At 31.4% G+C, this 17,425-nt stretch carries 13 protein-coding genes and 1 other RNA gene; 6 read left to right on the forward strand and 8 right to left on the reverse strand.

What is annotated here, in order from left to right; genetic code table 11:
• Positions 1 to 20: 20 nt before the first annotated feature.
• A complete protein-coding gene (locus KA468_RS01410; protein ID WP_291241166.1) occupies positions 21 to 1,586 on the reverse strand; it encodes a SusD/RagB family nutrient-binding outer membrane lipoprotein in 1,566 nt (521 codons plus the stop codon).
• A 17-nt stretch (positions 1,587 to 1,603) separates the two neighbouring features.
• Positions 1,604 to 4,831 (reverse strand): SusC/RagA family TonB-linked outer membrane protein, encoded by a 3,228-nt coding sequence (locus KA468_RS01415; protein WP_291241167.1) that lies wholly within the window; start codon positions 4,829 to 4,831, stop codon positions 1,604 to 1,606.
• A 199-nt stretch (positions 4,832 to 5,030) separates the two neighbouring features.
• Here KA468_RS01415 and KA468_RS01420 point away from each other — a divergent pair, with 199 nt between their 5' ends.
• Positions 5,031 to 5,726 carry a ribonuclease HII gene (locus KA468_RS01420; protein WP_291241168.1) on the forward strand — a complete coding sequence of 232 codons (696 nt, stop codon included), beginning with the start codon at positions 5,031 to 5,033 and terminating at the stop codon, positions 5,724 to 5,726.
• Between the two features lie 3 nt (positions 5,727 to 5,729).
• Here KA468_RS01420 and lipB read toward each other — a convergent pair whose 3' ends face one another.
• Positions 5,730 to 6,422 carry a lipoyl(octanoyl) transferase LipB gene (lipB, locus tag KA468_RS01425; RefSeq protein ID WP_291241169.1) on the reverse strand — a complete coding sequence of 231 codons (693 nt, stop codon included), beginning with the start codon at positions 6,420 to 6,422 and terminating at the stop codon, positions 5,730 to 5,732.
• A 114-nt stretch (positions 6,423 to 6,536) separates the two neighbouring features.
• Between lipB and lysS the strand changes: the two genes are divergently transcribed.
• A complete protein-coding gene (gene lysS / locus KA468_RS01430) occupies positions 6,537 to 8,231 on the forward strand; it encodes a lysine--tRNA ligase (RefSeq protein ID WP_291241170.1) in 1,695 nt (564 codons plus the stop codon).
• Between the two features lie 125 nt (positions 8,232 to 8,356).
• Here the strand turns inward: lysS and KA468_RS01435 are convergent, their stop codons facing one another.
• The 5 genes from KA468_RS01435 to ffs all read right to left on the reverse strand — a co-directional run bounded on the left by KA468_RS01435 (position 8,357) and on the right by ffs (position 13,283).
• Positions 8,357 to 10,822, reverse strand: coding sequence for a DUF5686 and carboxypeptidase regulatory-like domain-containing protein (locus KA468_RS01435; protein ID WP_291241171.1), 2,466 nt, complete (start codon positions 10,820 to 10,822; stop codon positions 8,357 to 8,359).
• A gap of 6 nt (positions 10,823 to 10,828) precedes the next feature.
• Positions 10,829 to 11,581 carry a head GIN domain-containing protein gene (locus tag KA468_RS01440; protein ID WP_291241172.1) on the reverse strand — a complete coding sequence of 251 codons (753 nt, stop codon included), beginning with the start codon at positions 11,579 to 11,581 and terminating at the stop codon, positions 10,829 to 10,831.
• A 64-nt stretch (positions 11,582 to 11,645) separates the two neighbouring features.
• Positions 11,646 to 12,059 carry a type II 3-dehydroquinate dehydratase gene (aroQ, locus tag KA468_RS01445; protein ID WP_291241173.1) on the reverse strand — a complete coding sequence of 138 codons (414 nt, stop codon included), beginning with the start codon at positions 12,057 to 12,059 and terminating at the stop codon, positions 11,646 to 11,648.
• Positions 12,059 to 13,099: a M28 family metallopeptidase gene (locus KA468_RS01450; RefSeq protein WP_291241174.1), complete on the reverse strand. Its 1,041-nt coding sequence runs from the start codon at positions 13,097 to 13,099 to the stop codon at positions 12,059 to 12,061. Before KA468_RS01450 ends, aroQ begins: the two co-directional genes overlap by 1 nt.
• Before the next feature lie 85 nt (positions 13,100 to 13,184).
• Positions 13,185 to 13,283, reverse strand: an RNA gene (gene ffs, locus KA468_RS01455) — signal recognition particle sRNA small type.
• A gap of 87 nt (positions 13,284 to 13,370) precedes the next feature.
• Here ffs and KA468_RS01460 point away from each other — a divergent pair.
• The 4 genes from KA468_RS01460 (at position 13,371) to KA468_RS01475 (ending at position 17,316) form a co-directional block, all read left to right on the forward strand.
• On the forward strand, positions 13,371 to 14,423 hold the full coding sequence (locus KA468_RS01460) for a glutaminyl-peptide cyclotransferase (protein WP_291241175.1): 1,053 nt from the start codon (positions 13,371 to 13,373) through the stop codon (positions 14,421 to 14,423).
• A 35-nt stretch (positions 14,424 to 14,458) separates the two neighbouring features.
• Positions 14,459 to 15,085 carry a Crp/Fnr family transcriptional regulator gene (locus tag KA468_RS01465; RefSeq protein WP_291241176.1) on the forward strand — a complete coding sequence of 209 codons (627 nt, stop codon included), beginning with the start codon at positions 14,459 to 14,461 and terminating at the stop codon, positions 15,083 to 15,085.
• A 73-nt stretch (positions 15,086 to 15,158) separates the two neighbouring features.
• Positions 15,159 to 15,956 carry a sulfite exporter TauE/SafE family protein gene (locus KA468_RS01470; RefSeq protein ID WP_291241177.1) on the forward strand — a complete coding sequence of 266 codons (798 nt, stop codon included), beginning with the start codon at positions 15,159 to 15,161 and terminating at the stop codon, positions 15,954 to 15,956.
• 88 nt (positions 15,957 to 16,044) lie between these two features.
• Positions 16,045 to 17,316: an FAD/NAD(P)-binding oxidoreductase gene (locus tag KA468_RS01475; RefSeq protein ID WP_291241178.1), complete on the forward strand. Its 1,272-nt coding sequence runs from the start codon at positions 16,045 to 16,047 to the stop codon at positions 17,314 to 17,316.
• The last annotated feature ends 109 nt before the right edge of the window (positions 17,317 to 17,425 follow it).

Below are 17,425 nucleotides of genomic sequence, written 5' to 3' on the forward strand. Positions count from 1 at the left end.
TTTGAACATAATTAATTATATTATTGTAAATAATAAGGTGTTTTACTGTTAACAGTAAATAATTCTGCATTTGTAATATTTGGAACATTTGCACTGTTTGATGAATACTCAGAAGACGGATAGATTAATCTATAAGGTCTATTAGTTTGAGAAACACCGTTTGGCATTGGCAACACAGGGAAACCAGTTCTTAAATTATCTAAATGCAATTCAATACCATGCCAATTTGCAAGTGCTAAATATTTTTGAGTCATAATAGCACTAATCTTATTAGTAGAAGCAGTCCATCCTAAACCATTTTTAGAATCAATCGCAGCAATATAAGTTGAAGGATTTAAGGTTGTATACCAACCAGCTGGTAATAACCCCCAATTTCTACTGTAAAAAGCAAAAGAAGCAGTAATACCAGCGTTAAATTTAGCTTGTGCTGAACCTGTCATATAACCTCTTTCCATAGCCTCAGCTTGTAAGAATTCGCTTTCAGATGCAAGCATCAAATAAGCATCTCTACTGCAACCATTGTTAACAGCATCAGCTGCACTTAATCCAGTATAACCATGAAAGAAAGCAGCAACTCTAGAAATAGCTGCACTAGGGAAAATCCCTTGAACATTACCTACCACACCAGTTCCAACAATAGTAAATAATCGTGAACGTCTAGGGTCAACTACACTAGTTGCAGTCATACTAACACCACTTGCTTGGCCGTTTAACAACTTAGCAATGTAATCACCAGCTGCGTTAGCTCTATTAGAAGAAGTCCAATCAGTAAAACCTTCATTTAAACCATAAGTTCTAAAAATAGGAGTTCTTTGTCCAACAGCACTTGAGTTATAACCTGGATTTACAGCAACATCAGATGAAATAAAATCAATTGGTAAATTAGCAAAACGAGAAGTTCTTAATGCCACTAAATTAGCATCTGTTGTTTTAGATAAACGCATTAACATCTTCAATTCAATTGTATTAATGAATTGAATCCATTGACCAGTATCTCCACCAAAAACTATGTCTTCAGTTGCAAAATCAATTACATTTGCAGATGGATTATTAAAAAGGTCTCTAGCCTGATCTAATTCCGCAAATAATTGAGGTATAATAGCTTTATCATCATCATAAGAAGGAGCTAAAACTGAAGAATTAAAAGCATTTGAATATGGCACATCTCCATATAATGCAGTAGCATAATCCATACACATTACTTTGAATACTTTTGCAGCACCAAAATGATATGAATAATTTGGAAACAGTGCTTGTTTATCAAGAATATCTTGAAAATTGTCAGCAATCAATGCTGTACTTTCAAAATTACCAGTATAACTACTGCTAGTAAAATTGTAGTCATATGCAGGGTCAGTAGTAGTAAAACCACTATTCAATCCCCATGCATAGGCCATTTTATTACCAAAGTCATTATAAGTAATAGTTTGAAGATTTACATAACCATTAACTGCACCTGCAAACATTTGAGCAGGGGTAATGTTATCAAAACCAGGTCTATTCTGTTGATCTTCATTGACATCTAAATAATTCTCACAAGAGATTAAAGATAAAAGAGCAAAACAGCTAATAAATATTTTTTTCATATTAAAAGTTTTTATTGTTAAAATGTAGCATTAATTGCAAATCCAAAAGTTCTAGTTGATGGATATTGTCCATCACCAATAATACCAACACCATTTCTTGATGAATTTGATACTGTTCCACCTGGATTTTGTGCTGCGTTAGTTGTTGAACTATTAAACTGACTTGAAGTCTCAGGATCAGCATATCCTCTGTTCTCTAAACCGTTTTTAGCTTTAATAAATTTACCATCAGCTAAGAAAACAAATGGGTTTCTTGCATTAACACTAAATTTTAAAGAAGTTAAACCAGTTTTAGAAATCATTTTCGCAGGCATACTGTAACTAAACGCAATCTCTCTAACTTTAAGCGATGTAGCGTCAATTAAATTATGAGACCCTAAATTAGCTGCTTGACCATAATAAGCTTGAGTTCTGTTAGCATTTCCAGTATAACCTGTATAAAAACCACCAGTTAATACAGTTGTGTTAGGAATATAATCTCCAACAGTAGCTGTAGCAGGATTATCTATAACAGATCCTGGCATTAAGAAACCTACTTCTCTATCAAACTCACCTGACTCATATAAATGACCATTCCAAGTTAAATTATGTTTTGTTTGAGAAATAAAACTATGACCTGTTCTGTAATCTACAGTAAATGATAAACCAAATCCTTTGTAGTTAAAACTATTTGTTAATCCTACAATATACTTAGGTAATGCTTGACCTAATTTTTTGAATTTTGCATCAACAGTAGGACGACCCTCACTGTTTACAATTACATTTCCATCATTATCTCTTAACCAATCTGTACCTACTATATAAGGGAAAGAATATCCTTCAACAGCTGCAATTTCACCATCAACATTTGAATTACCTCCACTATAAAGTGTAATTTGATCTCCTTCACCTGCATCAACAACTTTCGTATCATATCCAGAAAAAGAGATTCTACCATTCCATTTAAAGTTTTCAGTATTAACTGGCATAAAACCTAAATCAATCTCATAACCTTTTGCTTCTAATTCACCATTATTGTCAACAGCAGAACCTAAACCAGAGAAAGAACTAGCTGAAGTTGAAGTAATTAAATCTGAAGTTTTAGTTAAATAACCAGCAACATCAAGTGTTAATCTATCTTTAAAAAATCCAAAATTAACACCTGCTTCAATTGTAGTATATGTTTCAGGTTTAATGTTTGCATTTGTAATATTTGTTAAATCTTGATAAGAGTTTCCTGTATCAGGAAAAGGAAAATTAGATGCTAAAGTTCCTGTATTTAATATTTGATATGCTCCAATTGGATCTAATGAACCAACTTTAGTATAGTTACCATATATTTTTAAATTACTTAAAGTATTCTTTCCTTTTAAAAAGTCAAATGCTTTAGTAGGTACAAATGATAAACCAACAGAAGGATAATTATAAAACTGATTTCCTTTTTTGGCAACACTATTTCCTTCACGTCTCATCGTTGCGTTTAAAAATAAATAATCTCTATAATTTAAATCCGCATTAATAAAAGTACCAGTAGTTTTAGAAACAAATCTACTATTTCTTAACGCACTTGGATTTGCAGGATTTAAAACATTTGTTATGTTATAAAAACCTGGAATTTCTAAATTAGAACCTCCAATAGAAGTTCTATAGTTTTCACTATACTGAATATTTTGACCAATATTAAATTTCAATCCAATATCATCAGTTAATTCATAGTTAAAGTTAGCTAAAAAATCTCCGTAGTAATAAGTAGAACCAAAAACAGATTGATAAAATGATGATGCTTGATCAAAACCACCATCAGAAAAATCAGCTGAATTTGCTAATTCATTAGTATATGAAGTTTGATTAGTATTTCTCATTTGAACAGAACCATTGTGAGATAAACTAATGTTTTTATTTATTTCATATGAAGTATTCAAACCAAAATTTACAAAGTTTGAAACCTCTTCTAATCTATTATTATCTTTAGCCCAGAAAGGATTCATATAATAACCATTCCAACCATAAATACCTCTATCTTTAAATTGAGAAATTGGAATATTAGAAGCTGTTTGCAATAAGTTAGTTAATAAAGTGTAATCACCTCTACTAGTAGCAGCATTAACATTTGCTTGTTTTGTTCTTTGATTTGTAAAGGTAACTGTACCTCCTAAAGAAAATTTATTTATTTTTTTACCAGCATTCAATACAACTGTATTTCTATTAAATGTATCTCCATCAAGAATAAAGTCACGCTTTAAATTACCTAAATTCAAGTTAAGATAAGAATCTTTACCCCCAACGTTAACATTTAAGTTGTTTTGATAAACATAACCTGTTTTGTAGAAATCCTTAATTGTATCATCACCTAAAGTAGAATAAGGCGCTTCAATAATATTACCGTTTGCATCTGGTAAACCAACTTGACGAACTACTCCATCAAATTTAGGTCCCCATCCACCATTTTCTTGAGGATCGTAAGAACCATACCAACCTTGACCATATTGAGTTTGTCTTAAAGGAACAAAATTAATATTCTCAATATCTACCACAGAATTTAAAGTAACACTTACTTTTCCATTTGTGTTAGATTTTTTTGTTGTTACAATAACAACACCACTTTTACCTTGAGAACCATATAAAGCAGCTCCTTGAGCTCCTTTTAATACAGTCACATTTGAAATTACATCTGCTGGTATAGATGCAAAAACATCTGCAGTAGAAATAACGTCATCAATAACTACTAAAGCTTCTGTATTACCAGAAATAGACAACATAGAACGAACTCTAATTGAATTAGAACCATTAATATTGTTATTTGTAGCATTAATAGTAACCCCAGAAACTTTTCCAATTAATGCTCTTACAGCATCAGGGTTATTAGCAGCTTTCAATTCTTCATTACTCACAGTGGAATAAGAAGAAGTTACAGCAGCTTTTTTTCTTTTAATACCTAATGCTCCTGATACTGTAACCTCTTTAATCACATTATCTATTGTAGATAAAGCAACATTAATAACGTTACCAGCACCAACCTTTACTGTTTTTGTCTCTTTATTTAAAAAAGAAACTTCCAAGACATCTCCTTGAGATGCTTTAATTGAGAATTTACCATTCTCATCTGTTTGAGTACCTTGTTGTGTACCCGCAATACTCACAGTAGCACCTGGCAAATTAACGCCATCACTTGTTACTGTACCCGTAACAGTTTTCTGTTGTGCGAAAGAAAACTGCATTGTAAACGCTACTAAAAGCGTAAAAATCCATTTGAACTTCGATCTCATATTAATTTTATTTGAGTTAGTTATTCCGCAAACTTCTTAATAATTTCTTAAATAAACAAATAATACTTCACAATATTGTCATTTTTTTTGTGTTAAAATTTTTTTCGGATTTAAAAACTATGTAGAACCCACAATATAATAGCGTTGAATAAATGTTAAATGTTGTTTTAAATTTAATTATTTTTGTAAAAAATATTTTATGTTAAATAAATGTTACAGTAATTTTACTATTGAGTGCGGAACGGATGAAGCCGGCAGAGGATGTTTGGCTGGTCCTGTAACCGCTGCTGCAATTATTTTACAATCACCTAACATTAAACTTACAAAAGAGCAAAAAAAACAAGAGCACCTGTTATTTCAAGCAATAAATGATTCCAAGCAATTATCTGAAAAAAAACGTTTTGAGTTGAGACCTATTATTGAAGATTTATTTGATTTTTCTTTTACACATATATATAATGTAGAAATTGATGAAATAAATATTCTAAATGCATCAATGAAAGCTATGCAAGAAAGCGTTTTAAAACTGAAAACAATACCCGAATATATTATTGTAGATGGAAACAGACCTTTAAACGGAAAATTAGGCATGAAACAAAAAGAAGGAAAAATTTTTAATACAAAAGAAATTGAAATATTATCCTCGATTCCAAATACGTCTATTATTAAAGGTGATGCTAAATTTTTGAGTATTGCCGCTGCTTCTATTTTAGCAAAAACGTATCGAGATGATTTTATGGATACTATTCACGAAGAATATCCTATGTATAATTGGAAAAAAAACAAAGGTTACCCTACAAAAGAGCACCGAGATGCTATTAGAAAATATGGCATTACAAAGTACCACAGAAAAACGTTTAGATTATTACCAGAACAATTAATATTAGAATTGTAAGTTCTAAATAAAAGAACTTTCAAATAAAACTGAAAAATGTTTTAGAATTTTTTCTTTAACTTCTTCCTCATTTACTTCCCTACCCAACTCAACGTGCATAGACGTTACTGCCTTACCACGAATACCACAAGGAATAATATTATCAAAATAGCCTAAATCGGCATTTACATTTAAGGCAAAGCCATGCATAGTTACCCAACGAGAAGCACGAACACCCATAGCGCAAATTTTTCGAGCAAATGGCGTTCCTACATCAAACCAAACTCCTGTTTCACCAGGACTGCGTTCTGTTTTCAATCCGTATTCTGCTAGGGTTAAAATAATGGCTTCTTCTAAAAATCGAAGATATTTATGAATATCGGTAAAAAAATTCTCTAAATCTAAAATTGGATAGCCTACAATTTGACCAGGACCGTGATATGTGATATCTCCACCTCTATTTATCTTATAGAAAGTAGCACCTTTTTCTGATAGTTGCTTTTCGGAAAGTAATAAATTAGAAACATCGCCACTTTTACCTAATGTGTATACATGAGGATGTGTAACATAAAGAAAGAAATTAGGCGTAGGAATTGGAATAGTTGCATTTCTATTTAGAATTTTCAAATCCACAATTCTTTTAAACAATTCTTCTTGATACTCCCAAGTTGCTTTGTAATCTTTATTACCTAAATCAAGAAGTTGAATTTGTTTCATACACGAAAATAGATTTATTTGTCAAAGATACAATTTTAAATCATTCTGCTAAAAATTCTGACTTTGAAACTATATTTCTATTGCTTATCTTTGCCTTCTTAAATAATATATATTATGCAACTTTCCGAACAAGAAATCATTAGAAGAGAGAAATTACAAGCCCTAAGAAACTTAGGAATCAATCCTTATCCTGCAGATTTATATCCTGTAAAGCAAACTTCAAAAGCCATAAAGGATAATTTTGAAGAAGGAAAAAAGGTAGTAATTGCTGGGCGATTAATGAGTGTAAGAGATCAAGGAAAAGCGACATTTGCTGAAATTCAAGACAGCGAAGGCAGAGTACAAGTCTATTTTAACAGAGATTTTATTTGCCAAGGCGAAGACAAAACATTATACAACCAAGTTTTTAAAAAATTAACTGATTTAGGAGATTTTTTAGGAATTGAAGGCGAATTATTTACTACACAAGTTGGTGCAAAATGCGTACGAGTTAACAACTTTACTTTTTTAAGTAAAACCCTACGCCCGTTACCTTTTCCAAAAACTGATGAAGATGGAAAAGTGTACGATGCTTTTAATGATGCCGAATTGCGTTACCGTATGCGTTATGTTGATTTGGTCGTTAATCCACAAGTGAAAGAAGTGTTTGTAAAACGAACAAAATTATTTACTGCGATGCGAACTTTCTTTAACGAAAGTGGTTATATGGAAGTTGAAACACCTATTTTACAATCCATTCCGGGTGGTGCTGCTGCGCGTCCGTTTATGACACATCACAACAGCTTAGACATTCCTTTATATATGCGAATTGCTAACGAACTATATTTAAAAAGATTAATTGTTGGTGGTTTTGATGGTGTGTACGAATTTTCTAAAAACTTCCGTAACGAAGGAATGGACCGAACACACAATCCTGAATTTACAGCAATGGAAATATATGTAGCCTACAAAGATTACAATTGGATGATGGAATTTACCGAAAACCTTTTGGAATATTGTGCTACAAAAGTAAACGATACTCCAGAAACAACTTTTGGCGAACATAAAATTAGCTTTAAAGCGCCTTATGCAAGAGTAACTATGACGCAATCTATCATTGACTTCACAGGTTTTGATATTTCTGGAAAAACGGAAGCTGAATTATTTGAAGCCGCAAAAGGAATGGGAATTGAGGTGAATGAAACTATGGGTAAAGGAAAATTAATTGATGAAATTTTTGGTGCAAAATGCGAAGGAAATTACATTCAACCGACTTTTATTACGGATTATCCGAAAGAAATGTCGCCTTTATGTAAACAACACCGTGAAAATCCTGATTTAACAGAGCGTTTTGAATTAATGGTTTGTGGAAAAGAAATTGCAAATGCGTATTCCGAATTAAACGATCCAATTGATCAAAGAGAACGTTTTGAAGCACAAATGGCTTTAGCTGAAAAAGGTGACGATGAAGCGAACGGAATTATTGATGAAGACTTTTTACGGGCTTTAGAATACGGAATGCCGCCAACTTCTGGTTTAGGGATTGGAATGGACCGATTAATTATGTTTTTAACAAATAACGCCTCAATTCAAGAAGTGTTGTTTTTCCCACAAATGCGTCCTGAGAAAAAAGTGACTTATGAATTAACAGAAGACGAAAAATTCATTGTTGGTTTATTAGAAAAAGAAAACAACCAACCAATTGGTGTTTTAAAAGACAAATCGGCTTTAAGCGGAAAAAAATGGGATGCTGCTATGAAAGGTTTAGCCAAACACGGCTTAACTAAAGTAGTGGTCGACGGAGAAAATAAATTAGTGGTTTTAGGGTAATAAGGTTACACAAAGTAACGCAAAGAAAACACAGAGAACCACAAAATTTTAAATACAAAAAACCTCGAAACTATATAATTTCGAGGTTTTTTATATCTTGGAATTTAATTTATTGGAATTTCTACCTAAAACCTCAAACCAAACATAAATCCTTGTCCGAAGTTGTTTCCTTGAAAACTTCTAACATAATCTACACGGAAAATTTTAAACTTTCCAAATCCAATTCGGTCTAAACCAATAGTTATTTCTTGATAGGGTCTGTTATTTGGAGTGGCTAATTGGTGAAATCCTCCAACTAAATTCCAACCTAATTTATTTATTAGCGGAATTTTATTCATAAAGTAACCATTATCATTATAGTTTGCATGCAATTCAAAATATTGATTATTAGTAGATTGCGAATAATAAGGCAATATATTAAAACTTGAATTGTATTGTCCATCAATGCGAACATGCGTTTGATTTCCGTTAAAATGTTTGTAATCTACAAATGAAATGTTGTCGGCATTAAAAAACAATCCTCCTTTCAAATTTAATTCTAAATCACCTTTGTTGTCTAAAGTTTTGTTATAATTTAAACGTGCTTCTAAAAAGTCATATTCATACGCTTTTGCTGTAGCTAAAAATGCTTTTGTATAAGTAAAACCAAGCGTTGGATATTTTCCTTCATTCATATTCATTTTTCCATCGGGTCTGGTAATGTACTTTTGACCGAAAACAATTCGAGAACTCAAACTAAACTTAGTGACATGGTGTTCATTAAACGCTGGAAGCACATCAGAATTTGGATTTAATGGATTGTTTGAACTGTACACATCATCCGTTTTATTTATAGCAAAATCTGTGGTATTATACAATGGCTTTCTGTTTTCATAGGCAACATTCGCATTTAAAAACAGACCATTTACGACTTCTCTACCTGCTCCTATTTCAACAAATTCTTTTTCGTATAATTTCATAAAATTATTCTTAAAAATTAACGAACTTACTGAGTTTTCAATTTTAGAAATAGGTTCTGAACTATTAAATTGATTGACTTTATTCCCACCTAAAAGTCGAAAATAAGCATCATTTGTATTATTGAATTTATGATAAAAAGACGCCGTTGGTCGGATGCGTTTATCTGAAAATCCGTATTGAAAATCTGAGTTAATTACAGTTCGTTTTTGTTTTTCTTCATTATAACTTGAGTACGAAAATCCTGAACCGATATGATATCCCTGAACGGTATTAAAATTAAAAGAAGACAAATTAAATAATCCTTGATAATTGAATCTTTTATTTTTAAAACTGTTTTGAAACGAGTATCCCGTAATCAACTTACTGACTTTAAATTTATTAGAAACCGCATCAACAGAATCCATATACACTTGAGAATTTCGAACTTTATAAACACTATCTTTTTTAACATAATTGGTAGTTTCTTCTTCCGTTAAAGGCACTGGACGATTTTCTAACCAATACGAATCTTCTTTTTTATTCGATTTTTCGGCAAACGTAACTACTTCACTACCAAAGGTTTTCTTTTCAAAATTAGACACAAAATTATAATTACTAAACACGTGTGTAAATTTCCCATTGAATTTCATCATAAACACACCTGCCTTAAAATCAAATGATTGTAAGCTTTTTACCCACATTTTAGAATCTGGATTATAATTGAAATTCTGCACTAACTTAAACGATTCTAAAAACTCTTGCTGTGCTCTATATCCCTTAATATCTAAATCGGCTGCATAAATGGCATATGTATCGTCAATAATATAAATATAACCTTCAAAAACGGGTTCTTTATCGCGCTTTGGAGTAACTTTTATTTTATATACGTAATTATTATAACTATCTGTAAATGAATCTTCTATTTTATATTTGTAGTACGTAAAAGCATTAGAAGCAATAGGAGAAATCATTGGAATATTAAAATCAACGGTATTCTGATATAAATCATAATTAGTACCAATTGCGGTATTAAAACTAAATCCGTTATCGTCTCCAGCCACTTTGCTAGCTATAATTTCTTCTTTTAAATTATTTGGTTTTTCAAACTTAATTTTAGAAACGGTTTCCGATTGATAAATAATTCCAGCACCTGTAGAATCCACATTCCCGTCTAAATCACCAACTTCAATTCCCATAAATTTCTTAGGAATATCTTTTACTCTAAAAATTCCTCTTGAATAAAAATCGGCTTCATATTTATCCGTTTTTTCTGTGTTTTTTTTTCGGTTGGCTATAGCGCTTCTGATGATTCCATTAGCAGGATTTTCGCCACTTTTTACAACTACTTCATCGATTGAATATTGTTCATCGGAAAGCGTTGCATTAATTACTACAGGAAACGTATTAATTTCTTGTGATATTGTTTTGGTTTTGTATCCTAAAATCTTAAAAACCAAGGTGTATTTACCTGTTTTTTTGATGTTTAATTCGTACTCCCCGTTTTCATTTGTGGAAGTTCCGATGTAGGTTTTTTCTATGGTTACACTTGCGTATGGCAAAGCATTTCCATTTGAGTCAGTGACTTTTCCTTTTATTTGTGCCATTGAAAAACAAGAAAAAAGAAAAAGTAAAATTGAGGTTTGGGGCTTCATAATAATTTATTTTACTTGTTCAACAGAGCCAGAAGTGCTCTCGGTTATTTTTACTTTATCTAATTTTCCATAATACTTTATTGAGGCACTTGTAGAAGCGGTAGCATCTAATCCCTTTAATGCCAGAACTTGTATGTCTGAAGAGGTACTAGCTGAAACCTGTGCCACATTTGAAATTAACTCTTTTGCATCGCAATCTGCTGAACTCGAAGCGTCAATAGCCAAATTATCTGTTTTTCCTTTTAACGATACGCTTGAACTACTGCTTAAGTTAACAGCGATATCATCTGTAGCCATATTTAAAGCCACATTTGAACTTGAAGAAGCATCAATAAAAATTGAATTACAAGTTACCGTTCCTGAAAAATCAGCACTTGAAGAAGTATTAATTTTTAATAAACTTACATTTAAATTATTTTTGATTGAAAACGTAGCTGATGAACTTACTGTAACGCTTCCAATACCTGGATTTGAAACGGTTACAAGCAATTTACTGGTGTCCATTTTTTTATAGTAGTTGGTGTTTTCAATAAAAATTTTTAAAACATTATTTTTAGTTTCCACTTTTAAAAATTTCATTAAATCTTTTTCCCAAGTCACCTCAATATTTTGAATAGGTCCTTGAGTATAGACTACATTTACACCAGAAGATGCTTTAATAGCTGTAAAATTTCCAACGCCTCTAGTTTCTTTAACTTGACCATATGATGTTGAAAGCATTGCGAAAAATGCTAGAAGAAATACCGTAATTTTTTTCATTTTTTTTAGTAGATTTAGTATGTATAATTATAGACGTTTTTTTAAAAATAAAAGTTGTATGAAGTTACAAAAAACTTTGAATAGCCAATGCGTAACTTTTTAAACCAAAACCAATAATTACGCCTTTTGCGTTTGGAGAAATATAAGATTGATGACGAAATGTTTCTCTGGAAAATGTATTTGAAATATGTACTTCAATAACTGGTGATGTTATTGCCTTTACACAATCTGAAATGGCTACAGAAGTGTGTGTATACGCTCCAGCATTTAATAGTATTCCATCGTAAGAAAAGCCTACTTCTTGCAATTTATTGATAATTTCGCCTTCAATATTCGATTGAAAATAATCCAATTGAATTGAAGGAAACTGTAATTTTAATTCATCAAAATACGAATCAAAACTTTGATTGCCATAAACTTCTGGTTCACGTTGTCCTAATAAATTTAAATTAGGGCCGTTTAGAATTAATAATTGCATTATTTACCGTCTTTGTCAACCACAATTCTATTTTCTCTATTGGCCAATTCCCAAGCTAATGTAAATGCTAATTTAACACGCATCGCTAACAAATCGTACTCAATTTTATCAGCCGTATCGTTTGGTCCGTGATAATCTTCGTGTACGCCATTAAAAAAGAAAATGGCAGGGATGCCTTTTTTAGCAAAGTTGTAATGATCAGAACGGAAATAAAACCTATTTGGGTCGTTTCTTGCGTTAAATGTGTAGTCTAAATTTAAACCTACGTATTTTGTATTCATTTCTTCATTAATAGTATGTAGTTCAGAACTTAATCGGTCTGAACCAATAACATACACATATTTTCCATTTTGTGTATGATTGGCAAGTGTGTCTCTACGTCCCACCATATCAATATTAATGTCTGCAATGGTGTTTTTTATTGGAAATAATGGATTTTCAGAGTAGTATCTTGAACCGTGTAAGCCGTGTTCTTCTCCTGTAACGTGTAAAAATAAAATAGAACGTTTTGGTGAAAAACCATCTTTTTTTGCTTCAGAAAAAGCTTTGGCAATTTCAACTAAAGAAACCGTTCCAGATCCATCATCATCTGCACCGTTAAACACCTCACCGTTTTTCATACCTACATGGTCGTAATGTGCAGAAATAACAAGTACTTCTTCTGGTTTTTCTGAACCTGGAATGAAAGCCCAAATATTTTCAGAATCTCCTAATTTAGGAGCAAAACCTTTTTTCATAAATTCTGCAGGCACTTTTTGATAAAAATCAGTAGATCCTGGAGGATTTGAAATACCTAACGCTTTATATTGTTCAATAAGATATAAACCTGCTTTTTTCTGTCCTGGCTCTCCAGTATTTCTGCCTTCCATTTCATCGGAAGCAATTACGTGAAGGTTTTTAGACAAACTGGCTTCGTTAATTGTATTGATGTATTTTGTAACATCTGCAACTTTTTTTGTTGCACTGGCTACAATTATTTTTTTTGGAGAACAACTAAGCAAAAATGCTGTTGTTGCAAGTAATACGAATAACTTTTTCATTTGAATTGGTTTTAAACAATACAAATCTAAATTAAAAAAGTTTGATACCAATAAATTTTATAAGAATTTTAAGAAGAGAAGTAAAAAATGGCAAGCGACCTACATCGCACCGCTACAACCACATACCTTTGCTGCGTTCCCACCCTGGAGGATTTTGAGGGAGCTGGTCGTGTAGGACTTGCCGGTGCAAATATACAATCTTTTATTATTTCTACAAATCAAAAATTAGTTTAAAATAAATTGTAATATTGTATTCTTAAATAATTAAGATATGAAAAAAATTAACTTACTTATAATCACATCATTAAGTGCTTTTTTATTTAATTGTAGCGAAACAAAAGACCTATTTTCTATTGCTACAAAAGACTTAAAACAAGTTTACAAACCAACTGAAACTGTGAATTTAAGCATTGAAAATGTTGAAAATGCTAAAATTGATTCTGTAATTTATTTTTCAAACGATATTAAATTAGGTAAATCAACCGAAAATGCAGTTTTTAATTTAAAATTAGAAAAATTACAATTTGGTATTCAAGACATAAAAGCAATTGTGCATTCTGAAGGTGAAAAAACAGAATGTTTAACCTCTTTTGAATTGGTTTCGAATATCACCCCAAAATTATATGAATCGAAAGATTATACTATTTTAAACACGTATAGTCACGATGCAAATGCTTACACACAAGGTTTAGAATTTTATAACGGCATTTTATTTGAAGGAACGGGTCAAAATGGCGAATCAACACTAAGAAAAACGGATTATAAATCTGGAAATGTTTCAAAATCCGTGCCTTTATCACCAGATTATTTTGGTGAAGGAATTACCGTTTTTAATGACAAAATTTATCAACTGACATGGAAAAATAAAGTTGGTTTTATATATAATGCTGCAACTTTAGAGCAAGAAAAAACATTTGATTATTTTTCAGATGTTGAAGGTTGGGGTTTAACGCATAATGACAAACATTTAATTATGAGTGATGGAACCAATAAAATTTATTTTTTAAATCCAGAAACTCAAAAAATGGAACGTTTCATAAATGTGTATTCTGACACAAATGCCATAACAGAACTGAACGAATTAGAATGGATTGACGGAAAAATTTGGGCAAACATTTACTTGAAAGATGTAATTGTTATTATCAATCCAGAAAATGGTGCCGTAGAAAGTGCTATCGATTTTTCTGATTTAAAAACAAAAAACAAAAAAGCATTAACGGAAGGAGATGAAGTTTTAAACGGAATTGCATACAATCCATCCACAAAAACCGTTTTTATTACAGGTAAAAATTGGGATAAAATGTTTGAAATTAAATTGAAATAATTTAATTAATAGTTAACTAATTAAATATATACCGCATGTATCCATCAATAAATAATACATTCCCCTCATTTTCTAAAATTCTAATAGAAGATATTAATAAGAATGGGATAATTCAAGAATTTAAAGCAGGCGATGTCATAATGCGAACTGGTCAATATATAAAAAATACCGTTTTAGTATTATCTGGTCAAATCAAAGTATATCGAGAAGACGAAGATGGTGGGGAGTTTTTTATGTACTATTTACAACCTGGACAGGCATGTGCAATTTCAATGATTTGTGCTACAAAAAATGAACAAAGCCAAATTATGGCTAAAGTGGTAGAAGATGTAGAATTGGTTATGGTTCCTTTGTCATTAATGGATAAGTGGATGATGCAACACCGTAGTTGGTACGAATTTGTGATTGGTACTTACAGAAGTCGTTTTGAAGAAGTGCTAGAAGTAGTAAATAGTATTGCGTTTAGAGCAATGGATGAACGTTTAGAGTTTTATTTAAAGCGACATAAAGATGCTTGCGGTTGTTTAGATTTGAAACTATCACATCAAGAAATAGCTAACGAATTAAACACATCAAGAGAAGTAATTTCTCGATTGCTAAAAAAATTAGAACAGCGCGGCACACTGAAATTGCACCGAAATCACATCGAGCTATTAAAATAAAGTCACTATGTGATAAAAGTTACAAATTGATAAATTAAAACTGCCAATATTTGCAGTATAAAATTTTACAATTATGGAATATATAGGTTATTTTGCATCAATTCTTATTGGTGTAGCGTTAGGTTTAATAGGTGGTGGTGGTTCAATTTTAACTGTCCCAGTTTTAGTTTATTTGTTTGCTATCGAGCCTGTTGTAGCAACTTCTTACTCATTATTTATTGTTGGTTTAACTAGCGGTATTGGTTCTGTTGGTTATTTCAAAAAAGGTTTGGTCAATATTAAAACAGCGATAGTTTTTGGGATTCCATCAATTATTGCAGTTTTTACAACTCGTGCTTTAATTGTTCCTGCAATACCAAAAGAAGTATTTACTATAGGTGAATTTGTTGTTACCAAAAGTATTTTAATGATGCTACTTTTTGCTGTTTTAATGATTACAGCTTCATATAGTATGATCAAAAAAGATAAAAAAACAGCAAGTGATGAAAATGGTGAGCAAAAATTCAATTATCCATTAATTCTTATTGAAGGTGCAGTAGTTGGTATACTTACAGGATTAGTTGGTGCTGGTGGCGGATTTTTAATCATTCCTGCATTAGTGATTTTAAGTAAATTACCAATGAAAGAAGCTGTTGGAACCTCATTAGTTATTATTGCAGCAAAATCATTGATTGGTTTTTTTGGTGAAGGTGAAGCAACGGCAATCGATTGGCAATTTCTAATTACAATTTCTGCTTTTGCAATTATCGGTATATTTATCGGAACAGCATTGTCTAAAAAAATAGATGGAGCAAAACTAAAACCTGCATTTGGCTGGTTTGTTTTGGTAATGGGTATTTATATCATAACCAAAGAGTTGTTTTTTCCCTAATTAAAGTAGTTGTGTAATAAAAGGCACAAAACTATTAAATTACAAATCAATACTATTAAATGTTTTAAATTATAAATAATATACAAAAATGGCAAATCATTATCAAATACTAATTATCGGCGGAGGAAATGCTGGGCTTTCTGTAGCTTCACAATTACTTCGAAAAAGAAGTAATCTTAAAATAGCAATTGTAGATCCTTCCGAAAAACATTATTATCAACCAGCTTGGACACTTGTTGGTGCTGGAATTTTCGATGTAAACAAAACAGTTCGAAATGAAAAAGACTTTATTCCAAAAAATACTACTTGGATAAAAGAAGCTGTTTCAGAATTTGAACCAACCTCTAATAAAGTAATATGCGCTTCGGGTACCGAAATAACATATGATTATATGATTGTATGCCCAGGAATTCAACTCGATTGGAATAAAATAAAAGGCCTAAAAGAAACATTAGGCAAAAACAATGTTAGCAGCAATTATGATTTTAATTCTGCCCCATACACTTGGGAAATGATTAAAAATTTCAAAGGTGGGACTGCAGTATTTACAAATCCATCTACACCAATAAAATGTGGTGGCGCGCCTCATAAAATAATGTATTTGGCTGTTGATTATTGGCGTAAAAAAGGAATTCTTGACAAATGTGATGTACATTATGTGTCAGGAGCTACTGTTATTTTTGGTGTACCAGAATACAAAGCTACACTTGAAAAAGTGTTACTAAACGGAAACATCAAAGTACATTATAGTGCAAACACTATTGCAATTGATGGAAACAATAAAACAATAGAATTTGAAACTAAAAATACAGAATTTGTAAAACAAAGTCTTTCAAAATCTGCTGCTGGATGCTATAGTATTTCAGAAGGTAACGAAGCTGATTCAGTAAGTAGAGTTACTATGAATTTTGATTTATGCCATTCAGTTCCACCACAATCTGCACCTGATTTTATTAAAAATAGTCCTTTACGAGACCAAGCAAATGCGCTTGGCTATGTTGAAATTGATAAAAACACAATGCAACATACACGTTTTCCGAATGTTTTCGCTTTAGGAGATTGTACGAATGCACCTTGTAGTAAAACAGGCGCAGCAATTCGTAAACAAGCGCCAGTGGTTGTAACCAATTTATTAGAAGTAATGGATAAAAAAGCACTAACGGCAACATATGATGGTTACAGTGCCTGTCCTATTCCTACTCAATATGGTAAGTTAATGCTAGCCGAATTTGATTATACAAACAAGCCAAAAATGACTTTTCCTTTCGACCAAGCAAAACCACGTTGGACTATGTGGTTACTAAAAACCAAAGTTTTACCTTGGTTGTACTGGAACAAAATATTAAAAGGAACTGCTTAACATTTAGAGTTAACTTATTTGATATATCCCTTTCAATGAAAGGGATTTTTTTAAATAAAATTTATCATAGATTATCAAAAACTTATTATATAATTTAGATTAAAATAAA

Source organism: Flavobacterium sp., assembly GCF_017985075.1.
Taxonomy (GTDB): domain Bacteria; phylum Bacteroidota; class Bacteroidia; order Flavobacteriales; family Flavobacteriaceae; genus Flavobacterium.

Excerpts from the sequence above, each read along its gene's own strand:
- KA468_RS01410 (WP_291241166.1), bottom strand. The coding sequence starts at position 1,586 with ATGAAAAAAATATTTATTAGCTGTTTTGCTCTTTTATCTTTAATCTCT.
- KA468_RS01415 (WP_291241167.1), bottom strand. The coding sequence starts at position 4,831 with ATGAGATCGAAGTTCAAATGGATTTTTACGCTTTTAGTAGCGTTTACA.
- KA468_RS01420 (WP_291241168.1), top strand. The coding sequence starts at position 5,031 with ATGTTAAATAAATGTTACAGTAATTTTACTATTGAGTGCGGAACGGAT.
- lipB (WP_291241169.1), bottom strand. The coding sequence starts at position 6,422 with ATGAAACAAATTCAACTTCTTGATTTAGGTAATAAAGATTACAAAGCA.
- lysS (WP_291241170.1), top strand. The coding sequence starts at position 6,537 with ATGCAACTTTCCGAACAAGAAATCATTAGAAGAGAGAAATTACAAGCC.
- KA468_RS01435 (WP_291241171.1), bottom strand. The coding sequence starts at position 10,822 with ATGAAGCCCCAAACCTCAATTTTACTTTTTCTTTTTTCTTGTTTTTCA.
- KA468_RS01440 (WP_291241172.1), bottom strand. The coding sequence starts at position 11,581 with ATGAAAAAAATTACGGTATTTCTTCTAGCATTTTTCGCAATGCTTTCA.
- aroQ (WP_291241173.1), bottom strand. The coding sequence starts at position 12,059 with ATGCAATTATTAATTCTAAACGGCCCTAATTTAAATTTATTAGGACAA.
- KA468_RS01450 (WP_291241174.1), bottom strand. The coding sequence starts at position 13,099 with ATGAAAAAGTTATTCGTATTACTTGCAACAACAGCATTTTTGCTTAGT.
- KA468_RS01460 (WP_291241175.1), top strand. The coding sequence starts at position 13,371 with ATGAAAAAAATTAACTTACTTATAATCACATCATTAAGTGCTTTTTTA.
- KA468_RS01465 (WP_291241176.1), top strand. The coding sequence starts at position 14,459 with ATGTATCCATCAATAAATAATACATTCCCCTCATTTTCTAAAATTCTA.
- KA468_RS01470 (WP_291241177.1), top strand. The coding sequence starts at position 15,159 with ATGGAATATATAGGTTATTTTGCATCAATTCTTATTGGTGTAGCGTTA.
- KA468_RS01475 (WP_291241178.1), top strand. The coding sequence starts at position 16,045 with ATGGCAAATCATTATCAAATACTAATTATCGGCGGAGGAAATGCTGGG.